Consider the following 25,310-nt stretch of genomic DNA (forward strand, 5'->3'; position numbering starts at 1 on the left):
TTATTCTCCTTCCAAATAAAGCAGATTTATTCTAGCCTCATCACAATCAACTGATGCTTTCAACCCCATGAGTGATGTATTTAATTCGCGGACATAAGCCCTTGCTAAGGTTGGAAAATCTGTTTGTGCATTTTGATAAGCGATTAGCGTTGCTTCGGCATATTGATTTGCCTCTGGAATGAGATGCTGCCGATACAAGCCAACACTTTTTCGTTGTTGTTGCCAAGTCGCATATTGTGTTTTGAGTAATTGATTCAATTGTCGATAATGACTCAGTTGATCTTCTTGACTGGCAATCAAATTCTCTTCACTGGCCTTTAAGCGACGATCTTGACGATTATTTGTAAATAAAGGTAAATCAATACTCACTTGTGCGCTTAAAACATCAGAACGTTTTTGGTTGGTCAGCATATCGTGCGCTTGACTAAAACCATATCCAACACCCACGGCAACACCGGGTTTGTATTGTTGTTCAGCGAATCTCACTCCCGCATAATTAGCCGCAATAATGGCTTGATCGGTACGCAATCTAGGATGATATTTTATGATAGTTTCAAAACTTACTAATGACGGCGGATTCTTCCATTGGGGTAATTGATTGGGATAAGCATGGTTTGCAAGCGTTACTCCTACCCAGCGCGCTAATTGAGCACGAGCCGTGTCTATTTGCAGATTAATCGTAATTAATTGGTTATCGAGTTGTGTTAACTCCAGCTGCGCACGAATAACATCTTTTTGCTGTGCTTCATTATTAGCAAGCATCGACTCTGTTATTTTCACCAAATGTTGAAATACTTTTTTCTGATCAGAGACCACCTTCTTAGCTTTTAACCAATAATAAAGATTCAACCAACTCATGCGTACATTCTGTAAAATTTGGACTTGCATTGTTTGTCCTTTTTCATATTCCGCATGGCCTTTATCTTTTTCTTGTAAGGATCGGTACCGAAGGCTATGCCCTCTAGGAAAGGCTTGCATCAATCCTATCTGCATTTGTGTCATGGGTTCTTGACTGAGACTCCATGTATCTACAGGAACGTTCATTGCACCTAATCTAAGCTGAGGGTCGGAAAGTTGGCCTGCGGCAATAGCGGATTGGTTCAAAGATTTAGATTTTGCATCAAGGGATTTAAGTTCTGGAGCTTGGTGGAGTGCAACCCATTCGACTTCAGAAAGTGTCACGTTTAAATGACTCGCTGCTACACTGGTAGTAGGTATGACACCTAATCCAATAAATCCAACGAGAAGAAATAGGCACTTTAAACGGGGTGATTTATAAGCCCTACGCACTAGAATAGCTAAGAGGTTATTAACCCTCTCAACTCTGTGTATATAAACCGTTAATAGATTAGATTTCTGAAAAGCGAACTGAATGTCGGATGCTTTAACCTTAGGGTGAGGGTTTAAAGTAGGGCTTGGTACTTTAAGCAGAAGCTCCCATGCATCCGATAATTCTTCGGAAGTCAAAGGAATACATTTCATTATTTTTATTTCTCCCAGAAATTGCTCTTCCCTGAGAAAAACCAAGCCTATTGTATCAACGTTCTTTTATATAACATAAATAGAGGTTATGCACAACCGAGGTCCTAATGTCATCTGGATGATAAAATCATAAATAAACAATTGTTTCAGACAAGCGCACTCATAGAGAAGCTAAACAGTGATAGCAGAGAGTCTATCATTAGATAGGTTCTGGCAAATCATTGGCTAATTGTTCTTTATCAGCGGGAAGCACGGGGTCACGACCATACACATCATCCCAAAAATGTAAGACATCATTTTTATCCACCCAAGCGGTAATGTAAGTCAGATGAATGGGTATCGGTGTTTTTAAATTAATCACCGTAGTACGTCCCGACTCCAAAGCCGCTTTGATAGACGAGGCCGCTTGTTGTAAAGAAGGATCAAGTTTTTCTAAGGCCTCAAGAAATTCAAACGGATTTTCTAAGCGGACACAACCGGAACTAAACAAACGTCGCTCAGCATCGAATAACGCTTTTGAGGGTGTATCATGTAAATAAACTAAATGTGAATTAGCAAATTCAAATTTAATTTGTCCCAATGAATTATAGGGGCCTGGATCCTGGCGTAAAATATAACGTTCAGGATTTTTTTTCACGGCGAACCAATCCACTGCACGGGGATCTAATTCTTTATTCGGTTGATTCGCTGCAAAGAGCCGAATGTGATTGCGACTCAGATAATTCGCATCGCGCATTGCTTTTGGAATAATCTCTCGGCGTGCAATTCCAGGAGGTACTGTCCAATAAGGGTTTAAAATAATCCGGGTCACTTTGGAATTAATTTCAGGTGTTTGTCGCGACGGTTTGCCGACAATAACCCGCGCCGTCAACACCGCATGATGATTTTTAACTAAACGTAAACGGTGATCAGGTACATTAATCCAAATATAAGCAGGATTTGCTAAGCCTATCAACCGTGCCCAACGCTGTAAATTGAATTGAATTTGATGTAACCGTTGTGTGACTGACACATTCAACGCTTGCCGTGTCGTTGCGCCGACTACCCCATCGTCATTTAATCCATGACGTTCTTGAAAGAAAGCAACCCCCTCTTCGACGTGTTCATCAAAATCATTCGGGTTAGCCACATGAGTGCAAGCACTTTCAACCAAATCTTTCGTTGCACATAAGCGCTGACGCAACACCGCAACCGCTGGACCCCGCATGCCTATCGATAATAGTTGATTCGTCTGTAAGCGCGGCCAAGGATGTTGAGCTGCCTGTTGATATACACCTAATTTTTTTTCCAAACGTTGATACGCGGTTATAGATGACGACTTCGAATCGGTTTGTGCCTGCGTTAATGTCGCGACAGAAAATAGACTGAGCATCAAGCTTACTTTAAATTTCCTTAACTGTAAGTAATGCATTTTGTTATCCTTTTTCATCATAATGAGTCAGCACATACTCCTCTACAATTTGTTGAAATTGTTGCACAATCGTTTCACCGCGCAATGTGGCTATTTTACGCCCATCAGCAAATACCGGCGCAATCGGATGTTCACCCGTACCCGGTAAACTAATGCCAATATTGGCATGTTTACTCTCGCCCGGCCCATTCACGATACATCCCATCACCGCCAAAGATAAATTTTCTACACCCGTATATTTTTTCGACCAAATCGGCATACGTTCTTTAATATAGCCTTCAACTTGGGTAGCCAATTCTTGGAAATAGCTACTCGTGGTACGTCCACAACCGGGGCATGCGGATACCGACGGAATAAAAGCGCGCCTACCCAGCGCTTGTAAAATCTGTTGGCAAACCACCACTTCACGACGTCTATCACCACCCGGTTCAGGTGTTAATGAAGCCCGAATCGTGTCACCGATACCTTCTTGTAATAACACCGCTAAAGCAGCCGTGGTAGCAACAATCCCCTTTGAACCCATTCCTGCTTCAGTTAAACCTAAATGTATTGCATAGGTGCAACGTGCTGCGAGATTGCGGTGGATGGCTATCAAATCTTGAACCCGACTCACCTTACAGGATAGGACCATCATACTGGCGGGCATACCAATTTTTTCAGCCAACTCGGCACTCAGTAAAGCCGATAATACTAAGGTTTCCTGTAATACTTCTGACGCAGAACGTGGGTACGCAGACGCTGCATTTTTATCCATCTCACGTAAGCTCAGGTCTTGATCCAAACTACCCCAATTCACGCCTATTCGAACTGGCTTATTATATTTCAGTGCCATTTCGATCATCTGCGTAAATTGGGCATCACGCTTTTCGCCATAGCCTACATTACCGGGATTAATACGGTATTTATCTAAGGCTTTGGCACAATCCGGATAAGCCTGCAAAAGACGGTGGCCATTATAATGAAAATCACCCACTATCGGCACCGAATACCCCGACTCACGGACTTTATCGCGAATAAAAGGGACTTGGTGGGCCGCTTGCTCCGTATTGACGGTAATTCGAACTAATTCTGAGCCCGATTGAGCTAATTCTATAATCTGCTGAGCCGTAGCCACCGCATTCTCCGTATCGGTATTGGTCATGGATTGAACAACAATAGGTGCTCCGCCACCGAGCTGAACCGAGCCCACTTGAACGGGGGTGCTGATGCGACGTACGACCGGGGTGAGAGGTTCAGATTCGGCCATAGAAAATTTCCTTTATTTTTTGAAAGTACGGATGAAAATAGGAATCTATTGCGGTATACTCTAGCACATTATGAAGTCAAGTGAACCTACTAAAACAAGTCTAAAAGACAACGGAGATAGCCATGAATACTCACTTACAAACACTTTATCAAACACTTCCCATCAACAGTACCGACGCCTATATTGCCCGGTTAAAACAAATCCCTGTATTAAGTGCTGAAGAAGAAACCGAACTCGCAGAACGTTATTATCAACACCAAGACCTGATCGCCGCCAAAAAGCTTATTATTGCTAACCTGCGCTTTGTCGTACATATTGCACAAACTTATATGGGTTATGGCTTGGCACTCGCCGATCTGATTCAGGAGGGGAATATTGGTTTAATGAAAGCGGTTAAACGCTTTGACCCTAAAGTAGGCGTACGCCTGATCTCATTTGCCGTTCATTGGATCAAAGCCGAAATTCAGGAATTTATCTTACGTAATTGGCGCATTGTTAAAATAGCCACTACAAAAGCACAACGTAAATTATTTTTTAATTTACGTAAAATGAAAAAACATTTAGGTTGGTTTAACCAAAAAGAAATCGAAGCGGTTGCGCGCGATCTCGGTGTCAAACCAGAAACCGTGCGTGAAATGGAATCTCGTTTGGCCTCCAACGATATGAGCTTGGATATCAGTGAGGATGATAAGGATACCAAGTCCACTCACTATCCACGACTCGATATGCATTTTGAAGATAATCGTTACGACCCAGCTCGTTTACTCGAAGCCAGCGACAGCACCGAGTCCAGTCAAGATCATCTGTATAAAGCGTTGGCCAAATTGGACGAACGAGAACAAAACATTATCCGGGATCGTTGGTTAATTGAACCTAAAATAACATTGCAAGAATTAGCCAATCGTTATCAAGTATCCGCTGAGCGAGTGCGTCAATTAGAACAAAAAGCGATTAAAGCGCTACGTCATGCGATCGAGGAACAAGCGGCATGAAACCCATAAAAAAAAACCTTAGCCCTGATAGAAATTTTGTCAGTGACATTGATAAATTTCTCACCGCTTTTGATAAACGGCATCCTGAGAAGTCAGCGTCACAAGAGCAAGAAATAGCACAATACCAAGCATTGATGATGAAACGTGATATAAAAACTAAAACTCACTCTTGAAGACGTTATCGTTATGTTTCTAGAAATTGAACTTAAACTCCGCATTGCCCCTCAAGATGTTAACCTATTACTACAACATCCTTTATTACAGCTCGCCAGTACGCAAGCGCTCTCCGTAGAACAACTCATCAGCCGTTATTTTGACACCTCCGACCTCGCTTTATGGAAAGAAGGATTGTCGATGCGAGTCCGTGAAGCCGGTGGCCGCACCATACAAACCTTAAAAACAGCGGGTGAGCAGATAGGTGATTTACAACATCGGCACGAGTGGGATCAACCCGTCACACAAAATAGTCCTAATATCGAGCAATTCACTGACCCAAGCTTAATAACCAAGCTAAAAACCATCCTTGGGGATAAGCATTTATTAGAATTGTTTCATACGGACTTTCAACGCAGTTCATGGAGTTTAAATACAGAGGGAACTCAAATCGAATTAGTTTTAGACCAAGGTCTGGTCAAAACCGTCACGAATCAAGCTGTTTTACATGAAATTGAGCTAGAATTAAAACAAGGTGATAGCCAACAACTCTATAAAATAGCCGAACTTCTCAAATCGACTATTCCGCTCACCGTAGAAACGCGTAGCAAGGCAGAACGAGGCTATTTACTCTATAATCATGACAATAAAATGTCATCTAATTATGTATAGTTAATTACCCTCAATTACGGTACTATCACTGCAACTTCAATAAAAACGTTAAATCTATGTTAGAAAATACTGCTACACATAAAAGCCAAAGAGAAAAACTCATTCTGATAGAAGGAGTCACCGAAACTGGCGAAAAATTCAGGCCTAGTGACTGGGCTGAGCGTATGTGCGGTTGTTTGGCCAGTTTTACTAATCGGCGCATGGTGTATTCTCCTCAACTGCGACCCTTGATGGATCATGAAAGCCGCACTAAATGCCTCGTTATCGACCCCAAACTAAAAGAAACTAATCCCGATATTTTTGACTGTATTATGAAATTTGCCGGTGAAAATCGCTTAAAAATCCACGAATCCTACACCGAATCTGAAGATTAAAACCCCACACCAAAACTCTACATCGGCCTCGTTAGGGGCTTTAGGTTTTTAATTTCAAACTGTTTTAGCATTCCATAGTTGATTCTCCGGGAGATTATCTTTGTTTTGTTGTTTTTTAAAAAAGTTCATATCCATATAATTTGATTCTTTTAGTGATGAACTCGCATAATTTGATCGCGATACGATATTAATATAATCTGTTCCCATCTCTTTTTTATCTTCAATAGACTTAGCATTTTCTGTTGTTTGATTTTGATCTATTCTATTCATGATCTCATACTCTCCCTCTATCGTTTCATACTCTGCTTCCTTATGCATAAATCTACTCCATAGATTATTTTTCGACAGAAATAATGTATTTTTCAATGCCAATTCTTTCAAAGAATGGGTATCACTTTTACTTGATAGTTTTGTGATTATTTCAATAAGTGATTCACTCACTTTATCTACGATTTCAAAAAAATTAATATTTTTTGAGTTATCCAAAGTACAATTATTATAAAATTGCAGCATCAACATAATCTGATTATACAAGTCAGGATCAAAATAAATTGAATGCAAAATTTTGCTTAATTCAGAATTCTTATTCATATTATCTAGATAAGCTAATTGTTCTTCCTCCGGATTTAAAATTCTAGCGCGCGGTGCTTTAATTATACTTTCAAGCTTGTCATTATTTTCTTTAACCACTATAAAACCTTCATCTATAACTGCATAATCATTCTCACTATTCGTCAGTTTTGTAACCGGAGACGCTAATTGATCGTCATTAGCAATTTTAGCCGTAATATCAGATTTTCCGTCTATTAGATCAATTTTATTATTCTTTTTTCGTCGTAATGACCATTTTCTAAAGTTAATAGAAAATTTATAATTTTGGTGGCTTATTAATTTTTTTTTATCCGTAAAACTATTGACTTCAATAGCTTGTTTTATTTGCCTATCCTTTCCTTCTATACTCGCATCTAATATATTTTCATTTTTCATTTTACATAATCTCAAAAAAATTAATCTCTAGTATGTTAAATACTAAAAATTAAGCTTTTCTTAAATTAAAAAAATAGTAAACAATTAAAATCAAATAATTTACTATACAATATTGATCTTCATCCAATATATTATGTTTTACTCAAAGAAACTTTGAGTACGCAGTTATAATTATAAAAAAAACGCTATTTATAAACGCATAGATGCTCTAACTGACAAGTATGGCAAACCGGTTTAGTTTTTTTGCAATGCTGTTTGGCATGCTTAACTATCAGTGCATGGTATTGTTGATACCGATCGACACTTTTTGGTCGCTGTGTTTCAAATAGCTGACGACACTCCTCATACGTCTCGTGACCTTGAATCAAAGCTAAGCGTTGCAATAAACGTCGCGTATACGCATCAATCACAAAAACTGGCCGATTAAAGGCATAGAGTAAGATATCATCAGCCGTTTCGGGGCCTATCCCTTGTACCTTAAGGAATTGTTCACGCAGCTCGGTTGTGCTTAATTGATCTAAGCCGCTGTAATTCCCTTTTTCTAAATACCAACGACAATAATTCTGTAAGCGCTGTGTCTTAATCCGAAAATAACCACTCGGCTTTAAACAGCTTTCTAAATCGGCTGTCGATAGGCTTAAGAGTGCCTGGGGTGTTAAATTCACTCGTTGTTTTAAAAGAGTTAACGCTTTTTCCACATTCAACCAATGAGTATTTTGCGTCAGTATTGCGCCGACCATCACCTCAAACGGGCTGTCTGCCGGCCACCATGCCTGGCGGCCGTACTGATTGAGCAGACACTCATAGATACTGAGTAGTTTTTGTTGCGTCACTGACATCACTTAAAAAGTGATTATTCTACGTCTAAGTTCCAAAATAAGCGACCCTGTTCTAGGACAACTGTATTTTTTCTCATGAAAAAATCTCCTTAATTTCTCCCTATTCTAATATTTGCATAAATAGGCTGTTGTCCATTTTTTTCATTATTTTGATCACCTATCATCTTCTGCAATTCTTCTAGTGAGGGAGGAGGTGGGAAGCCTAAATCAGCCCTTTCTGGCATAAACCAAGAAATTTTTCTAAAACTAGAAAAAGACGGAATATAGCGTGCAATTTCGCTACCCCCCAGCTGCTTACTGCCGCTTATTAGATTATTTGAGGACATTAAGGGTTGCTCTTCAATCGTCCCACTAACCTGTGGAAGAGGATGTAAGCCTCTTAGTTCAACTAATATATTATTCGCTTTGTCATATAAGGAATTAAGCTTTAACTCCAATAAATTCGCCTTTATCTTTTTTAAAAGGGCTAACACTTCTATAAATATTTTTTGATATTCTTCATGATTTTCTTTATCTCGATTAAAAAAACTGCTTGGATTTAAACCTTCTCTATTTTTAAGGACTAATATTTCGATATCATTTTTAATCGTTGAAAAATCTATTTCCAAAAGAGTGTAAGCATCTTTAGAAACTTTACACTTAATAGCCTCTTTTAAAGCGTTCAGTTTTACTTGGTAGTCTTGTAATTTTTCAACTTCAGAAGGAAGATCCTTTTTTAGAGTCATTGAATGAGTAAGAGTTGCTTTTTTTCTTCGATATTGCCAAAAAGAAAGTCCTGCTATCACTAGCGATACCACACCCAAAAAAGCCCCTCCTAATAGTAAACCCGTAGAACTATTGATATCGCTATTATTTTCCTCGCAAGCATCATCATTCATATGGCTTATTTCGTTGGACTTTGATACTAAGGAATTTAAAATTAAACTGGAATTCGATATAAATAGGGTTAACGCGCCTAAAATTGACTCATTAATAGCTAATGGCTGGTTTGTAGACCCCTTATTATCAGCAGGATTGTCATTCAGTTGATTAAGCCGATTTTTTAAAACACTACTTACATTGAATGATGAAACAAATTTTTGCATCATAAAACGAAAACAGTCATTTTCGTCAGAATTAATATTTCTAATCCAGCGATTAGAAACATATTCAAGCTCTACATCCAGTATTTCCGCTATTCTATTTTCAGTATAATCTAATCTTTTTTTACGTAAGTAATTCTTGATAGAATAAATTTCTAACGCACTTTCAAACCAATGGAAATCTCCCCATGTAATCGACTGTGGTGTTGTTGCAAGATCATAACGGCTTAAATCATCCATCGATAATACAAAAACAGTATCACTAAACGTCAATTGAATCGGTCCGAATTTTTGAATAAATTTCTTTAACGCTTTATTTTTATTTAAACTTCTTTGATAAAGCTTTGAGATGGCTTTATCTATTCTAATAGAATTAGATGGCGCATCGGATAACATCCCAACGGAACTAAACAATTGATTTTCAATATATCGGCTACAGGTTGATTCGCGATTAAATTTTGATGTCAAAATTTTTGTTAACGCCGCTCGGCTGATTTCACCTTCCTGATTAAAGGATCGTTTTAAATTTTTACTTAAATTAAAGTATTTTCCTAAAACAAACTCTTCAAGAAGGGGTTTTAAAATTTTTTTAGATTCCGGCGAGAGCTCTGCATCATTAATGTAAATCTTTACTATTTTTCGCCCAATAAATTGACCTTCTTTAGAATCAACCAAGCTTTCAATAATCGTCTCTTTTTCCCGAGATAGATTAAGATCAGTGAGTTTGTTATCTAAAACATAAATTTCTAACGCACTTTTGAACCAATCATAGTCACTCATTGAAATTGTTTGTCGTATTTTATCTCTAGAATGGCGGCTTATCTCATCATGGGTTAAGTTAAAAACGGTATCATTAAACACAAATTCAATTGATTTATGCTGAAGAAATTTTAATAATTCTCGATTATTCTTTAAATCCTCTTTATATTGCACTGACAGATCATTGACTCTCGTTTCTTTAATGGGATTATTTGTCTCTCTCAGTGAACAATCATTGATTATTTTATTTAACCAATCATTAAAAGTTTCTTCATCCGCTTTCAACCCATCCTTGATAAACCCATTGATTTCATGAATAGACGCTTCATTCTGTGCTTTTTTTATTATTTCTTTTAACAAACTAGGATTTTTTTCCAAGATAAAACGAAATAAAGCACTACCAAAATAATACAAATCGCCACCACTTGAATAACTCATGTTAATAATACGCTCTATTTTAGGGAGTCTATCCTGGAAGCTTTTAATATACTCCGCTTCTTCTTTAAAACACTTTTCATTACCTAAGGCATTAGCGGCTCCTTCTACCATCCATGACGGTAAACAATGTAATCCTTGTTGACCCAGTAAGGCATAAAATAAAGAATGCTGAATCTCATGACCTAAATTGCGAAAATTACCCCCTTCTTTAAAAGCTCCATTTCGAGCATCTCCTTTTTGTTGATAAATAAAAGTTTCATGCCATTGTTCGTTATCAGACAAAGGTCGGAAGTAAATCAGGGGAAGGTCATTTTCAGAAGGTAACCGTACCTGTGCATAGCCGCCACCTGCTGTATTGATCCCCCATAAAGGTCCATACTTAACATATTCCTCCTTTGTTTTAAAAATGTATAATCTAAAAATTTGATCTTTAATTGGTTTTTTAAACTCAATCGTTAGCGTTGTTCTTAATTTCTGTACGCGTGAATACGTTGCTGAAATAGCTTGATTAATAATAGCTTTTTCATCTTTTGTCAGCTGTTGATATGAAATAGTCACGTTGAATATCGATTTTTGATAAACATATTCGTTAGGAAAAACATATTGTTTATCGACTTTTTTATATAAATGAGTCAATAAGTTTTTTTCAAAATTCGGTAAATTTTTGACATATTTGACATATTCGATATAAGCACATTCTTTAATTTCATTCGCAGTCAAAGAAAAACATTGATGCTCCGTTAATTTAACTATCTTTGAAATATAATTCTTAGTCGTTAGATCCAAAAAGTGGCTTATTTCCTTATTCGCTTTAAAGTCGGTACGTAAGATACGATAAGTTCCTAACACCGTTCGGAAAGAAAAAATAGAATCCGAATCCCAACGACGAATTTCGTTATTCATTTTTTGCAAAGGATCAAAGACTTTTTTAAACGATAAATAATCTCTGTTTATTTTTACATAATGGCTAAAATTGACATTCAACACCCAAAAGAAATTACTAAAATGCCAATCAAGTTGATCGATATTTTTATCTAAGCTAATTTTAGAGTCTACAATTCGTTCAGCATATTCAGTGATCAGTGATAAAACCTTTTCGTCCCAATTTTCATGCTTCACTCTCAAAAAAATATTAAAACGTTCATACAACATTTTAAGATCATCAATATTCAAAAAATCATAGGTATTATCCGTTAATTCAGTTTCGGTTAATGAAAATAGTGTATTTTTTTCGTTATCCGTTAAGGTTTTAATTGCATCCGTTGAAAAAGCGGCTTTTAAAAATTTAAAAAAAATGGAGCGTTTAATTTTTTTATTGGATGAATGAGTAGATTGCGAATATTCAACGATCAATGATCCTATATTATCAAAAAATTTATACCAATCTGTTTCTGTCGCTGTCAGAAGATCAGCAAGCCCTTTTTTTTCCTGATAATCGAGTTTATTTTTAATTCTTATGCCAGGCATGCAAACCCCCTTTTTTATATTTGTATAAAAGTAAGTGTGATCACTTAATCTTCAAATAAATTTTTTCTTATAGGGATTCCGTGTTTTAACTACGCTTGGTAAAACCTCACTGATTAAGCTTAACCCTTTCGATCAAAAAATATTTAAGACCCGATCAGACGAATACAGTGTCAGCATAGGTAGCGAATCTTAAGGATTTCTTAAGTTTGACTTATCTATTAAAGTAATTGATAACAAAATTATTATTTATACACTTTTAATCTTAGCTTGCTAACAGGGTTAGGATAGTTTCTTTTGTAAATCAAAAATATTTATTATATAAAAAGTAACTTTATTTTTGAGTTAAGGATCTCTTAAGCTTTTCCATCTACGATAGAGGTTATTTTTTTAATTTTATTGTAGGTGTTTAATGCAAGATAATCCTAATCCTCCTTTGGTTATTAATGACATCCTTGATGGAACCTTTACTAAAGAAAAATATCCCCGCTTAACTGACGAAACTATTTTTAAACTAGCGATAGATGATATTCTATTAGAATGCACCAGGACTAAAGTTCATCCAAATCAACGTACACTAGACACCATTTCTAAATGCGAATCTGCTTCTGATCTAAAAAGTAGTCACGTCTATTCTGACTTACAAAAAAATTTAGAAACAGGTGGTCTTAATAGATTATTAAACTTCTTAAGTAAACATATAGCCAATAAAACTATTATGGCTAATGAAGAAAAAAAGAAATTAATTTCCTTAGTTAATCATTTTATCACTCTGTATGAGGTTAAAATAACCGATGAAAATAGCAAATTTTCTGAAAATGATATCGTCACGTCTTCAAATTTTCTTAAGTTTATAACCAATTTACTAGACATATATAACATTTCAGCGTTTGCAGCGCCTGAGCTTATACATCAAAAAGATGAAAATAATTCAATCACTATTACATTGGGTGATCCGCAAGAATTTGATACATTGATTACAAATACAATTAAACTGAGTGAAACTGTCATACAAAAATTGAATTCTCAGAATTATACTGCTAATAAAGAAACTATAATGGATATGCTTAAAAGCTTAGGTCAGTTTGGGTTTGAGCTCAAAATAAAAGCGAACTTCCAAGCTATTTACCATAAAATTCCTGAACTAGCGTCTAAGATTATTCATTCGAAAACGTTAAATAATTTTAGTGCTGAAGATAAAGAACTAGCAGGTCATATTTTTCTAAATGAATTTGATAATGGAGATGAAAAACATATAAAATCAGATTGCAAGGGTTTATTAAGCCTCGATAGATGTCCTCGACCCATGACGGAAAATATTCAACTTTTTCAAAGTATAATTCAGGGAAATTATCCTAATAAACAACTGACTTTAACTGATTTCAAACAAATTATAAACGAAATATATAAAAATATCCGTACACTTGATCGCATGCAATCTATTCATATTTTGGTTTTCTTAAACAATAATTTAAAAAATGCCTTAAAAACCGATGAAGCATCTCAATTTGACTTTAAAAAGCTATATGATATTGCTTTTGATATAATAACTAATTTAACTAAAGACCTAAAGGAAAAAAACAATCTGGATTCCAGCTTTGCTCAAGCTGAAAAAAAGTTAACTTCTTTTCTATTTAACATCATAAAAAATAACAATAATCGTCAAGAGTTACATAGTCAAATTCATATTCTCAAGCAATTTAGTAAGTTATACGAAGCGATTATCCCTAATAATTCGTCGGAATTAAAGAGCCTCAACGATACCATGGGTAATCATTTATTTAGTATTTTAGCTCGAAATATTGCTAGAAAAGAGGCTTTGGAAACAGGCTATCAGACTTTTATAGATATCATTAAAAGTGTAAACGAAGTGTGCAGCAAAAATCGTGCTGCTTGTAATATGCTAGAAATATCCACCTTATCATTTAAAAACTTGGGTAGTATGTACCGTCAATTGAGTGGTAAAAATTACAAAGACATTAAAGGCGAAATCATTAGAGAAGCTAATAAACTGATTCAATCGAACCAGGACTATTTAAACCCTCAGGAATTAATAAGTGCGGTATCCTTCTTTTTCAAACCAAATATTACTCAGCCCGATTTAAACAGAAACTGTAAACTACTATTCAAGTTAGACTGCCAACCAGCAAGCTTAGTTGAAAATAAAGCGGCGATTGCAACCACTTTAAGACCCAAAGATTCAATTATAGTTCCCACTCAGATAACTGCTATTCCGGTTAATACAAATAAAACGTTACAGACATCTAATAGTACGATCGCACCTCTCATCACTACGGCTACACACGCTCAAGCTGAAAAACCTTCCGTACAATTTGATAATAGTACGCTGACAGAAAACTCGACTGCTCTTACGAATTTAGATCATCGCGCTCATACCCCGCAGGTTACCTCCTCTGCAATCGAACTCGGCGCATCCGCGGCCCATGGAGCCGGATCGGGTATATTAAATGGCATCATCCAATATTTTGCTGTTAAATATTCTCAACAAGGAGAACAAAAATCGACAACAAAAGCGATGCTTCTCTATAGCAGCATACTAGCTCATGCATCACTTGCCGCCACATTTCCATTGATACTATTTCAAATAAAAGAATCTATTAATCAAGGTAATGAAGAAGAAGCACAGCAATTGTGGGACAACCTGCTATCGCAAGCACTTCCCACTTTTATTAGTAGTGTTGGTTTCAGCCTAGGTTTGCAAATAGTCAATGAATTCACACAGCTGTTATCAAATCGATTCAAAATCAGATCCATTGCACAAAATACGCTTCCTCTTGTTGGAACAGCGGTCAGTGCACTAAAAAATCCGCTGGCTACGGGTATTCAAATCGGCACATCCATTACAGCGAGTTCATTCACGTATTTTAGTCTGAATCGACTCTTTCCTGCCAAGCATCGGCATTCTGACCTAGAAGCAGCTGAGGTAACAAAAAGCTTTGAAATGGAAGTATTTATTGAAGAAAAAAATGAAAGTTGCAAAAATGATTCAAATACCGCTATTAAAAATAAATCAACCCCAGAAGAAATTTTTTTCGAAAAAGTACAATTTACTACAGCCGATCAATTCAAAAAATTAAAAACTTATTTGGGTATTGTTATTGAATCAATTAAAAAACTACAAAATAATTTAAGTGATCAAACCCATATCGACCGCCTGCAGCAAATTCTTGATCTTCCTGCTTGTAAACTTGGATTACACTATGATTTACTTGATTTAGAAAATTTTTCTAATAAATTTATTAATGAGTATAATGAATGCAAAAATGACGAACAGAGGTCGGGCGTTATAAAACGTAATTTTGATTATTTTAAAACTATGATTAAAACTATGTATGACAAGCTATTAAGTGATAATGTTAAAGATGATTGCTTAAATTTTATATTATGCTCAATCAAAGAAACAAAAACATTAAAACCATCAATAACTGATTTAATAAAAATTATAGAAGACAATTTAGGTTTTATACGCGGAATAACCAAACCGTTAGTTTCTATTCATTTATCTCCTTTAAAGGATAAAAGATTCTCTATTGCTTCTTCAGGTCATTCGAGTAATTCGTCTCATTCAGATGGATATGATAATTCAAAATTTAATGATTCTAACCTACTAGAGGAACAAAAATTATTGTGCACTCGATTGAATCGTTAATAACACTAACAAAAAAAGCCTGCAATGCAGGCTTTTTTTCGTCTATCGATTTAACCCTGCAAAATATTTCGATAATCAATGGCAAGTTTTTTCAAGTCCAGTTTATTAAAAAACAGGGAAAAACACATCCAACAACTTAATGCGGCTAAATCCCGAAATTGATGCGGCATAAAATGCGGTTTAACCAGCAATCCCTCTTCAAGTAAATGGGCTAATAAACGTTGATCTTCTAAACTGGTTTTACCGACAAATAACAAATCAACTCTATCCACTAAACCTTGCTCAACTGCCAAACGGAGATAATTATAGATTAAAATAAAACCTTTCGTGTAAACTAAATCTTTCGTAAACGGACCTAAATTCGGTAAACTACCCCGAAAAATCCTGACGCTGCTTTTATAACTTTCTTCCGGCGTATGCGCTTGTTCTAGAAAAAAATTAAACACTTGCAGAAAATCAGCGCCCTCTTCCGCCATGGCAATCCCGGTGACACGATCCGTTAATTTCTTAATACGCATGGGTGAGGAAACAAAAAGAAATAATTCCGTGATGATCGCCAGGCCTTCTTGATTGGCAATCGCCGAAGGCGGACCTTTGCTGAGAAAAGTACATATCGGTTGCCGCATCCCATTCAGTGTGGTACCCATGTGTACCCACCCCTCATGCACTTCTAAAATTCGTAAATCACGCTCACTGAATAAGGCATCCTTGCGTACCTTGATCCGTTCTGAACCGGCCGCCGCATCGGCCACAATCCCATCACTGACTATCACCCAATCTTTTGCTTTACCTGCATGTTTAAAATACACTGATAAACGTCGATTCAGAATTTCTATCGCTTGTTGACTGTCATAACGTTTCTCATCCAGTTCATTTTGGGTTTTGTCTTTAATATTCATCAGTGCTTGTGAAACGACGGGTACTAAATCCTTTAAGCGCGGTGCATTCACATAAAAAGCATCATCGGCACTGCCATATAATTCTTTGGATAAGGCACTAAACTCAGGGGTACCACGTGCCATCAATAAATTCAACAAATCCTGATATTCTCGACACATGCGCAACATAATACGACCGATCGAACTGAATTGGCCAACTTCGCGATTAATATCCCGTTCTAAAATTTGAAATTCTTCACGTTTTTTACAGATATCAAACGACAAACTATTTTTCTGATAATATTCCGCATTGACTTTGGGTAATTGTTTGCATTTCTTTTTAAAAAAATCGGCTTGTATTTCGGGCCCCCATTTAATGCTGTCTAAAATTTTTATCGCATCTTGTGCTTGCACGATACGATCCGATAATTCACGTAATCGTGCGCGATACGCCTTTTCATTACTTTTCATGGGATCCCTTACTCCATTCGTTAATGGAACGTTGCGCCAAACTTGCTAGCAATTTCACTTGTTCAGCTGAATCATTCAATGCGGGAATGTAATTAAAACGTTCACCGCCAGCAGCTAAAAACAGTTCTCGATAACGTTTAGAAATCTCTTCCAAGGTTTCTAAACAATCGACTGCAAATCCAGGACAAATGACACTGACATTTTTTATGCCACGTGCCGGAAGTTCTTGTAACACCACATCGCAATACGGTTTTAACCACTGGGCTGCACCGAAACGCGACTGAAACACCACTTGATAATCATCCACTGATAACTGTAAGCGTTCTGCTAGTAATCGTACCGTCATATAACAATGTTGTTGGTAAGGATCACCTTTTTCGATGCACCGTTGTGGTAAACCATGAAAAGAAAACAGTAAATAGCTGTTTTTAGTTGGTTCTGTTCGCTGTTCTTTAAGCTTATTGGCCAGCGCTTCAATATACAGTGGATGATCAAAATAGGATGCAATAAAATTTAGATTCGAAACAACACGTGACGTTTGAAAAAATTTACTGCTTTGATCCCAACAACTTGCGGTGGTGACCGCGGAATACTGCGGATATAACGGTAAAATGGTGATAGATGAGACATCCGCAGCGAGTAATTCCTTGAGTGCAGCGTGAATACTCGGTTTACCATAGCGCATAGCAAACACTAATTTGTATTCTTTGCCTAAATTAGTTTGAACTTTGTCTGCTAAACGCTGTGTAATCACCGCTAACGGTGAACCTTCGTCCATCCAGATACTTTGATACAGTTTTGCTGAACGTCGTGCACGTATGGGCAAGATGACTAACTTCAACAATGGCTGCCAGAGCCACGCCGGTACTTCCACCACGCGTCTATCACTTAAAAATTCGACTAAATAATCACGCACCGCTTTGGGCGTCGGTGCGGACGGCGTCCCTAAATTAATGAGTAATACGCCGGATTTCATGTACGGATGCCCTTACCACGGTTCAGCAAATTAAGGTTAATAAAAAATAATACGACACAACTAGAAAATATGATCATTAAGGCCGAGATGACCGGAATATCACTAATACCTAATAAGCCATAACGAAAGCTATTCACAATATACAAAATCGGATTAAACAAGGATAAATGCCGCCAAAAGCTTGGTAATAAATCAATGGAATAAAATATGCCACCGAGATAAGTCAATGGCGTTAACACAAATGTCGGTACAATAGAGACATCATCAAAGGTCTTGGCAAATAAGGCATTGGTAAAACCCGCTAGCGAAAATAAAATAGCGGTCATTGGTACAATAGCCAACAATACAAAAATATTAGTAACATGTAACTGCGTAAAAAATAAGGCTAAAACGGTTACTAATAAACCGACCAATAAGCCACGTGCAACCCCTCCTGCAACAAATCCGACTAAGAGTAAATAATTTGGCAACGGTGCAACAATCAGCTCTTCGATACTGCGTTGAAAACGCATGCTAAAAAAGGAAGTCACCACATTGGTATACGCTGCGGTGATTACCGACATCATGATTAAACCCGGTGCAATATATTGCATATAGCTATAACCTTCGATATTACCTAAACGTTGGCCAATCAAATTTCCAAAGATTAAAAAATACAACGTCATCGTTACCAAGGGTGGTAATAAGGTTTGCACCCAAATACGCAAAAAACGTTTAATTTCTTTGCGTAACAAACTAATAAATGCGATCCAGTAGACTTTTGCTTGCATAATAATTAATCTTTTTTAATTTGTCTCACTTTAGCTTGGCTTGATTCAATGATTGAAACTTTATTCGCTCTATTATTTATTTTTATTGGCAGCAATCAAATTCAAAAATAATTCTTCTAAACGATTCGCTTTATTGCGTAAACTGGTCACTTCAATATGATGTCCTTCTAAAAATCCAAACAAATTATTCAGTGATTGTTCTTTAGCGACATCAACTTCTAAGGTCACATTATCTAATAAACGCATTCCAAATGGCGATTGTGGTAATTCAACTAACGGTTTTTTTAAATCAAACACAAAGGTTTCCATATTTAAAGTCGCTAATAACTGTTTCATGCTGGTATTTTCTATAATGCTACCTTTATCAATAATGGCGATGTTTTTGCATAGATATTCTGCTTCTTCTAAATAATGCGTTGTTAAAATGATAGTAATACCTTGTTGATTAATGCTTCGCAAAAATTCCCACATTGAACGCCGTATTTCAATGTCGACACCGGCAGTAGGCTCGTCTAATATCAGCAAGCGCGGTTGATGCACTAAGGCGCGAGCTATCATCAAGCGACGTTTCATACCGCCCGAAAGTTGCATAGAAATTTGATTGCGTTTATCCCACAAATCTAATTTTTTTAAATACCGTTCCGCGCGCTGTTTTGCTAAACGCCTGGGCACACCATAATAACCGGCTTGATAAACAATCACGTCGATCACTTTTTCGAAGATACTAAAATTAAGTTCTTGCGGCACGATGCCGATACAGGATTTAGCGGATTCTAATTCGTTATCAATACTATGTCCGAAGATTTTAACTGTCCCTGCCGTCTTATTAATGAGTGAAGCGATAATACCGATGGTAGTCGATTTTCCAGCACCATTCGGACCCAACAATGCAAAAAAATCGCCTTCCTCAACAGTGAGATCGATGTTTTTAAGCGCAACAACTCCATTCTTATAGATTTTCCTGAGACCTTGGATGCTCAATGCTTGCATAAGTTTAATAGCACTTTAAAATAAATAAAATTTTAGCTTAAATAATAATGACTTCTTTTCATAAGCCTTTATTAATTAACCACTACGAGTATAACATGGCCAACACGCTACCTTTCCCTACTGATCGCCTAGCCAAATTGTTGTTACCCGGTCCCGCTGGGCAACTTGAAGTAATGATCACCTCGCCTGAAATACCACGAAATCCACCGACCCTTGTGGTTATTTGCCATCCACACCCTTTGTTTGGCGGCACCCTACACAATAAGGTCATCTATACCTTAGCGCGTTGCTTTAACAGCATAGGGCTTGCTGCCGTACGTTTCAACTTCCGCGGTGTCGGTCTAAGCGAAGGTGAATATGACAACGGCAACGGCGAAACCGACGATTTATTGGCCATACTCGCCTGGTTGAAAGAAAGTTGTCCTGAGCGAGCGATATGGCTCGCGGGTTTTTCTTTTGGTGCTTATGTAGCGGCACGCGCCGCAAAGGTTTGGCCTGCGAAACAATTGATTTGTGTTGCACCCCCTATTGAAAATTTTCCTTTTAAAGAACTTCCCCCTTTTCCTTGTCCTTGGATACTGGTACAGGGTGATGAAGATGAAGTCGTCTCACCTACCGCGGTATTTTCTTGGGTAAACTCCTTAGAACACCCTCCAGAAGTGATTAAAATTCATGGCGCGACACATTTCTTTCATGGCCATCTCATAAAATTACGCGATTGCTTAGCCACTCTATTAAATAAAACTCATTAATGACACCTTTAACTGCTTACCAACAACAAGTATTACATCAAACTTTGCAAGGTGATGCACAACAAGCCTTAGCCATGCAACAATTTCAAGCCGTGTATCATGCAATCATCACACCCAGAAAATGGCTAGGCAAAAAAAAACCTATCCAAGGATTGTATGTATGGGGCGATGTCGGGCGAGGTAAAACCTATTTAATGGATTTGTTTTATAATCATTTACCGGTTGCTAAGTCTCGCTATCATTTTCATCAATTTATGTATCGCATCCATGCAGAGCTCGCACAACTGCAGGGAACCTCAAATCCATTAAAGCCTATTGCTAAACGTCTACGTAAAGAAGCTCACGTTATTTGCTTAGATGAGTTTTTAGTCCATGAAATTGGCGATGCGATGTTGCTCACGCAATTGTTAAAAGCCTTATTTTCCGAAGGAATTGTATTAGTCACTACTGCCAATACATCCCCTGACAATTTATATACGAATGGCTTGCAACGAGAACTATTCTTACCTGCCATTAGTTTAATCAAAAAACATCTACGTATTTTTCATTTAGAAAGTGCCATCGATTATCGGCGTAATCATTTGGCCCAAGCAGAAAATAGCCCCGTTTGGGTCATGAAGCCATCACAAGTACACGCGTTATTTAATGAGTTAAGCAAAAAAGCGCCTGTTAATTATCAAGCACTAATGATTAATGGTCGTCTGATTTCACATTTAGGTTGTACCGAGCGATTAGTCTGGTTTGACTTCAGCTCCCTTTGTGCGATACCGCGCAGCCAATTAGATTATTTAGTCATTGCTCAACGTTTTTCAACTATTTTGATCAGTGACGTCAAACCTATCGGTGAATATGAAGATAATCTTGCCCGATTATTTATTCATTTAATTGATATTCTTTATGATGCCCATAGCCAGCTTATCCTCACCTCGGCATACCCTATCGAGAATATTTATGCTAAGGGCCGACTAAGTGTTGAGTTTGAGCGAACAAAAAGCCGCTTAGCTGCTTTTAAAGAAAAATGGCTCAATAATCATTAATCTTTTTAATCGAGTAAAAAAAAGGCGCTTAATGCGCCTTTTTTTGTTAAGAACTCTAAACAGCCGCTTTGAGTTTTTTTAATGGTTTTATTTTTACCACTTTTCGCGCAGGTTTTGCTTTGAAAGTAGTCGGTTCACCGGTAAATGGATTAATCCCTTTACGTGCTTTAGTTGCTGATTTTTTTACAACAGTGATTTTATACATGCCAGGATGTGCAAAAGCACAGCCGGCTTTTACATGCGCATGCATAATCATCTGTAGAGTTTCTAAAACCTCAGCAATTTTTTTCTTAGGTAATTCAGTACTTTCTACTAAACATTGGAGCAATTCAGTTTTAGTAAAAGACTTTTTCACAGCCGCTAGTTTTTTACTAGCCGATGTTACTTTAGTTTTTTTACGTGCTTTAGTGACTGGGGACTTTTTTTTAGCTAACTTTTTAGCCATGGTTCATATTCCTCTAAATATATAAGGAGTAAACAGAAGGTATAGGATTATATAAAATAGCATATTTCTAGTTTTTTGCTAGAGGCCCTTATAAATATTTTATGTTTATTCGTTACATATAAGAAACACTCTTTCATACATGTTGTAAAATTTGCACGACTATTTCGATAAAAATTAATAAAATGATCACAAATTCTAAGATACTGGAATAACGGTGTTGTAATTGGCTATTTAACATCTCTAAAATTTCATGCGCGACATCCAGTTTATGATTCAAAGCCGCTACTCTTTTTGGGATGTCTAAAAATTTTTCAGTCATTTCATAATAAGATTCGAGATTCGAATAACGCCAAAAATATTCAGGTACATCTAAATACTCGCTACTCAGATTGACTGAGCTTCGTGTCAAGAAAATTTCACCGATGCGTTTAGAAATTTCGGAACGTGATAGAGAAATTTTGCCATAGCGGGCTAATTCTTTAGGAAAATGGCTATTCGCAAGAACCGTTTTATTCACTGATTCTTCATACGATTCTAATTTTATGGATTGTGCTAAACCATAAGAAATAGCCAGTTTAATTTGCACATTATCTGATTCATTCTTTTCTAAAGTAATGACATCGACATTAAAGCGTTGATGAGGAAAAAGCCGCGTTTCTTTGTCGAGATAATAAATAAAGAGATCCATTTCGATTTTTTCTAACGGATCGATAGAAAAAGGCTTAATATCCTCGATTAATTTTTTCTCTTGTTTTTTACTGAGATTCCAAGTAACAAAACAACCATGATTAAAGAAAAAGATATCAATAGGTTTATCCTGCTTAGTCACATACAGGACATTGCGAAATAATTTGGCAATATAACGCTTAGTACGAAAAAATTCCGCGAGTAGATTTAATTTATAATTAGCTGCTGTACAAAAAGAAACACAACGCATAAATGTTCACTGTGGTATTAAGATAGATTGACTACCCATGATCTTGATTCTTCACCTTGAATTTTTGTCTGTAGGCGCTCAACTCGCAATTCCCTGTATATTAATACACTCCGATGATCCTTTTCGCGGTACTTACCAAAAATTACATTGCGGTGAGTATATAACAGATCACGTATTTTTTTTGTTTTTTTGACGACGCTGCGGCGGAACATGCTTTAAAGGTGTCGTAGGATATCCGATAACTTGCGGTATTCCATTTTCTCGTAAACTAATGCGCTCAACCGATTGCCACTGAATTTTAGCAGCTTTTGAGTTATTTGCTGCTCGAAGCAGTTTTTTCGCCGTTAGTCGATTAAATAAAGGTTGTTTTTGCAATGGTACGTGCGCTTCTAAAAAAAGTCTATGTTTTTCCCAACCGAATTTATAAGGTAAATCGATAATCGTGACTTTTTCTTTACGTGCCACTTGTGCAAATAAACTTTCTATATCTTCTGGAAAAAGCCGAATACATCCTGCGCTACTGCGCCGCCCGACGCCTTGGGAGTCATTGGTACCGTGAATTAAATACGTGGCCTGTTTAAGCCGCATGGCATAACCTCCTAATGGATTATCCGGACCAGGCGGAACTTTTACGGGTAAATAGACACCCTCTTTCGCGCGATCCTTACGTATTGATTCGGGCACTGTCCAAATAGGATTACGCATTTTTTCAGCAATCCATGAAGGGCCTAAAGGAGTATCCCATCCCTCACGACCTATTCCAACAGGGTAAGTGATTACCACATGACGATGTGGTGGATAATAATAAATACGTAATTCAGCTAAATTAATGACTAAACCTTGCCGCTTAGGAGGTAAAATAAAACGGCTTGGAATAACGATAATGCTCCCCGGCTCTGGATGCTCAGGATTTATCATTGGATTTGCTTCTACCAATTCAAAATAACCCATATCATAACGCCGACCAATTTTATTAAATGTATCACCGGGTAATGCTTGCGTCCATTGCACATGCCCGACGATATCCTCTCCATGAGGAGGTAACACAAACGTTAATGCCGAAACTGGTGTAACAAAACTCAAAAAGAAAAAAAACCCTATGACCAAACACATCGCTCGTTTTTTAAAACTTTTAAACTTTGCAATAGAAATAGAGAGTGTTGACATAATTATCAATAAAAAAGCTGCTTTTCTTAAAACTTGGGTATTGTACATCGAATTAGTGATTACGCAAACGCAACACCTAGCGAAAAATCGACACGCTTATCCTAAACAATCCCGTTTTTTATCTCTAGTTTAACGTAAGTTTAGAGATTTTATTCTATACTACAGCTATTTACTTTTACTAGGCTGCGATTATGCTCGCAATAAGCAAACACCGTCGACGATTTTCATTACAAAAAATATCGCAATTTTTTCGAGTGGATAAACCTTTGTTAATCGGTTTACTCAGTCTAGTCTGCATCGGTTTAATTATACTTTATAGCGCGAGTAATCAAAATTTAGTCATTATCGGCAAACAAGCATTGCGGATGATAATTGCTTTTTCTGCCATGTTGATGCTAGCGCAAATCTCACCGTCTGTTTATCGTGCTTGGGCGCCTTGGGTATTTATTTTTAGCTTTGGCTTACTTCTTGCGGTATTAATTTTAGGCGTTGTCGGTAAAGGGGCTCAACGCTGGTTGAATCTAGGACTATTAAAATTCCAACCTTCTGAGCTGATGAAATTATCGGTACCTATGATGTTAGCCTGGTATTTACATGATAAATCATTGCCGCCTTCTTTTTTCGATTTATTCATTGCGCTCATTATAATCGCAGTCCCCACCTTATTAGTGATTAAGCAACCGGATTTAGGAACGGCCTTATTAATTGTTGCATCAGGTTTTAGCGTTATTTTATTATCGGGCGTGAGTGGCCGTTGGTTGTTACTCGGAGGCTTACTCATGTTGATCATCGCTCCGCTTGGTTGGCATTTTATGCACGAATACCAAAAATTACGTGTACTCACCTTCTTGAATCCAGAAAGAGATCCACTCGGTGCCGGATATCACATCATTCAATCAAAAATTGCCATTGGTGCGGGTGGACTTTTTGGCAAAGGTTGGCTGCATGGCACACAATCCCATTTACAATTTTTACCTGAACATACCACCGATTTTATCTTTGCCGTTTGTGGTGAAGAATTTGGCTTATTCGGAGGTATCGTACTCTTGAGCCTTTATCTCTGGATCGCTGCACGGGGACTTTATATCAGTATGAAAGCCCAAGATACTTTTTCGCGTTTACTGGGTGGAGGATTAAGTTTAAGTTTTTTTATTGCCGCCTTCGTTAACATCGGGATGGTCAGCGGATTATTACCTGTAGTGGGGATACCATTACCTTTGATTAGTTATGGTGGAACATCATTAATTACTTTAATCGCAGGTTTTGGTATTCTAATGTCTATCCAAACACATAGAAAACTAGTCGGTAACTAAGGAAA

22 protein-coding genes are annotated in these 25,310 nt (G+C 37.2%); 9 read left to right on the forward strand and 13 right to left on the reverse strand.

What is annotated here, in order from left to right; all coding sequences use genetic code 11:
• The 3 genes from ACICP9_RS04250 to ispG form a co-directional block, all read right to left on the reverse strand.
• A complete protein-coding gene (locus ACICP9_RS04250; RefSeq protein WP_395497053.1) occupies nucleotides 1–1,482 on the reverse strand; it encodes a TolC family protein in 1,482 nt (493 codons plus the stop codon).
• Nucleotides 1,483–1,681: 199 nt separating this feature from the next.
• Nucleotides 1,682–2,914, reverse strand: a complete 1,233-nt coding sequence (locus ACICP9_RS04255) for a murein L,D-transpeptidase (protein ID WP_395497055.1) — start codon at nucleotides 2,912–2,914, stop codon at nucleotides 1,682–1,684.
• Nucleotides 2,898–4,139 (reverse strand): flavodoxin-dependent (E)-4-hydroxy-3-methylbut-2-enyl-diphosphate synthase, encoded by a 1,242-nt coding sequence (gene ispG / locus ACICP9_RS04260; protein ID WP_395497057.1) that lies wholly within the window; start codon nucleotides 4,137–4,139, stop codon nucleotides 2,898–2,900. Before ispG ends, ACICP9_RS04255 begins: the two co-directional genes overlap by 17 nt.
• A 122-nt stretch (nucleotides 4,140–4,261) precedes the next feature.
• Between ispG and rpoH the strand changes: the two genes are divergently transcribed.
• The 4 genes from rpoH to ACICP9_RS04280 are packed head-to-tail and all read left to right on the forward strand — an operon-like array spanning nucleotide 4,262 to nucleotide 6,330.
• A complete protein-coding gene (gene rpoH / locus ACICP9_RS04265) occupies nucleotides 4,262–5,131 on the forward strand; it encodes an RNA polymerase sigma factor RpoH (RefSeq protein ID WP_395497059.1) in 870 nt (289 codons plus the stop codon).
• On the forward strand, nucleotides 5,128–5,304 hold the full coding sequence (locus tag ACICP9_RS04270; protein WP_395497061.1) for a CBU_0585 family protein: 177 nt from the start codon (nucleotides 5,128–5,130) through the stop codon (nucleotides 5,302–5,304). The genes rpoH and ACICP9_RS04270 overlap by 4 nt, the downstream gene beginning before the upstream one ends.
• Before the next feature lie 13 nt (nucleotides 5,305–5,317).
• Complete coding sequence (locus ACICP9_RS04275) at nucleotides 5,318–5,956, forward strand: CYTH domain-containing protein (protein ID WP_395497063.1); 639 nt, start codon at nucleotides 5,318–5,320, stop codon at nucleotides 5,954–5,956.
• 56 nt (nucleotides 5,957–6,012) lie between these two features.
• The gene (locus tag ACICP9_RS04280) at nucleotides 6,013–6,330 is read left to right on the forward strand and encodes a DUF3579 domain-containing protein (RefSeq protein WP_395497065.1); all 318 of its coding nucleotides are present in this window, start codon (nucleotides 6,013–6,015) and stop codon (nucleotides 6,328–6,330) included.
• A 54-nt stretch (nucleotides 6,331–6,384) separates the two neighbouring features.
• Here ACICP9_RS04280 and ACICP9_RS04285 read toward each other — a convergent pair whose 3' ends face one another.
• The 3 genes from ACICP9_RS04285 to ACICP9_RS04295 form a co-directional block, all read right to left on the reverse strand.
• Nucleotides 6,385–7,317: a hypothetical protein gene (locus tag ACICP9_RS04285; protein WP_395497067.1), complete on the reverse strand. Its 933-nt coding sequence runs from the start codon at nucleotides 7,315–7,317 to the stop codon at nucleotides 6,385–6,387.
• A 185-nt stretch (nucleotides 7,318–7,502) separates the two neighbouring features.
• The gene (locus ACICP9_RS04290) at nucleotides 7,503–8,150 is read right to left on the reverse strand and encodes an endonuclease III domain-containing protein (RefSeq protein WP_395497069.1); all 648 of its coding nucleotides are present in this window, start codon (nucleotides 8,148–8,150) and stop codon (nucleotides 7,503–7,505) included.
• A gap of 95 nt (nucleotides 8,151–8,245) precedes the next feature.
• Nucleotides 8,246–11,902, reverse strand: coding sequence for a hypothetical protein (locus tag ACICP9_RS04295; protein WP_395497071.1), 3,657 nt, complete (start codon nucleotides 11,900–11,902; stop codon nucleotides 8,246–8,248).
• Between the two features lie 409 nt (nucleotides 11,903–12,311).
• On the opposite strand from ACICP9_RS04295, the gene ACICP9_RS04300 reads away from it, so the two are divergent.
• The gene (locus tag ACICP9_RS04300; RefSeq protein ID WP_395497073.1) at nucleotides 12,312–15,569 is read left to right on the forward strand and encodes a hypothetical protein; all 3,258 of its coding nucleotides are present in this window, start codon (nucleotides 12,312–12,314) and stop codon (nucleotides 15,567–15,569) included.
• A gap of 50 nt (nucleotides 15,570–15,619) precedes the next feature.
• Here ACICP9_RS04300 and ACICP9_RS04305 read toward each other — a convergent pair whose 3' ends face one another.
• The 4 genes from ACICP9_RS04305 to ACICP9_RS04320 form a co-directional block, all read right to left on the reverse strand.
• On the reverse strand, nucleotides 15,620–16,918 hold the full coding sequence (locus tag ACICP9_RS04305; protein WP_395497075.1) for a flavohemoglobin expression-modulating QEGLA motif protein: 1,299 nt from the start codon (nucleotides 16,916–16,918) through the stop codon (nucleotides 15,620–15,622).
• Nucleotides 16,908–17,894: a ferrochelatase gene (gene hemH, locus ACICP9_RS04310; RefSeq protein ID WP_395497077.1), complete on the reverse strand. Its 987-nt coding sequence runs from the start codon at nucleotides 17,892–17,894 to the stop codon at nucleotides 16,908–16,910. Before hemH ends, ACICP9_RS04305 begins: the two co-directional genes overlap by 11 nt.
• The gene (locus tag ACICP9_RS04315; protein ID WP_395497079.1) at nucleotides 17,891–18,664 is read right to left on the reverse strand and encodes an ABC transporter permease; all 774 of its coding nucleotides are present in this window, start codon (nucleotides 18,662–18,664) and stop codon (nucleotides 17,891–17,893) included. Before ACICP9_RS04315 ends, hemH begins: the two co-directional genes overlap by 4 nt.
• A gap of 72 nt (nucleotides 18,665–18,736) precedes the next feature.
• A complete protein-coding gene (locus tag ACICP9_RS04320; protein ID WP_071662146.1) occupies nucleotides 18,737–19,654 on the reverse strand; it encodes an ABC transporter ATP-binding protein in 918 nt (305 codons plus the stop codon).
• A gap of 47 nt (nucleotides 19,655–19,701) precedes the next feature.
• On the opposite strand from ACICP9_RS04320, the gene ACICP9_RS04325 reads away from it, so the two are divergent.
• On the forward strand, nucleotides 19,702–20,406 hold the full coding sequence (locus ACICP9_RS04325) for an alpha/beta hydrolase (protein WP_395497081.1): 705 nt from the start codon (nucleotides 19,702–19,704) through the stop codon (nucleotides 20,404–20,406).
• The gene (zapE, locus tag ACICP9_RS04330; protein ID WP_395497083.1) at nucleotides 20,406–21,443 is read left to right on the forward strand and encodes a cell division protein ZapE; all 1,038 of its coding nucleotides are present in this window, start codon (nucleotides 20,406–20,408) and stop codon (nucleotides 21,441–21,443) included. Before ACICP9_RS04325 ends, zapE begins: the two co-directional genes overlap by 1 nt.
• Nucleotides 21,444–21,498: 55 nt before the next feature.
• Here zapE and ACICP9_RS04335 read toward each other — a convergent pair whose 3' ends face one another.
• From ACICP9_RS04335 to ACICP9_RS04345, 3 genes are all read right to left on the reverse strand, one after another.
• The gene (locus tag ACICP9_RS04335; protein WP_395497085.1) at nucleotides 21,499–21,888 is read right to left on the reverse strand and encodes an HU family DNA-binding protein; all 390 of its coding nucleotides are present in this window, start codon (nucleotides 21,886–21,888) and stop codon (nucleotides 21,499–21,501) included.
• A gap of 133 nt (nucleotides 21,889–22,021) precedes the next feature.
• On the reverse strand, nucleotides 22,022–22,825 hold the full coding sequence (locus tag ACICP9_RS04340; protein ID WP_395497087.1) for an RMD1 family protein: 804 nt from the start codon (nucleotides 22,823–22,825) through the stop codon (nucleotides 22,022–22,024).
• A 168-nt stretch (nucleotides 22,826–22,993) separates the two neighbouring features.
• Nucleotides 22,994–23,908 carry a L,D-transpeptidase family protein gene (locus ACICP9_RS04345; RefSeq protein WP_395497089.1) on the reverse strand — a complete coding sequence of 305 codons (915 nt, stop codon included), beginning with the start codon at nucleotides 23,906–23,908 and terminating at the stop codon, nucleotides 22,994–22,996.
• A gap of 16 nt (nucleotides 23,909–23,924) precedes the next feature.
• Between ACICP9_RS04345 and ACICP9_RS04350 the strand changes: the two genes are divergently transcribed.
• A complete protein-coding gene (locus ACICP9_RS04350; protein WP_395497091.1) occupies nucleotides 23,925–24,125 on the forward strand; it encodes a hypothetical protein in 201 nt (66 codons plus the stop codon).
• A gap of 58 nt (nucleotides 24,126–24,183) precedes the next feature.
• Nucleotides 24,184–25,305, forward strand: coding sequence for a rod shape-determining protein RodA (gene rodA / locus ACICP9_RS04355; RefSeq protein WP_395497093.1), 1,122 nt, complete (start codon nucleotides 24,184–24,186; stop codon nucleotides 25,303–25,305).
• The last annotated feature ends 5 nt before the right edge of the window (nucleotides 25,306–25,310 follow it).

The sequence above is a fragment of the Rickettsiella endosymbiont of Litargus connexus genome (genome assembly GCF_964277335.1).
Classification (GTDB): domain Bacteria; phylum Pseudomonadota; class Gammaproteobacteria; order Diplorickettsiales; family Diplorickettsiaceae; genus Aquirickettsiella; species Aquirickettsiella isopodorum.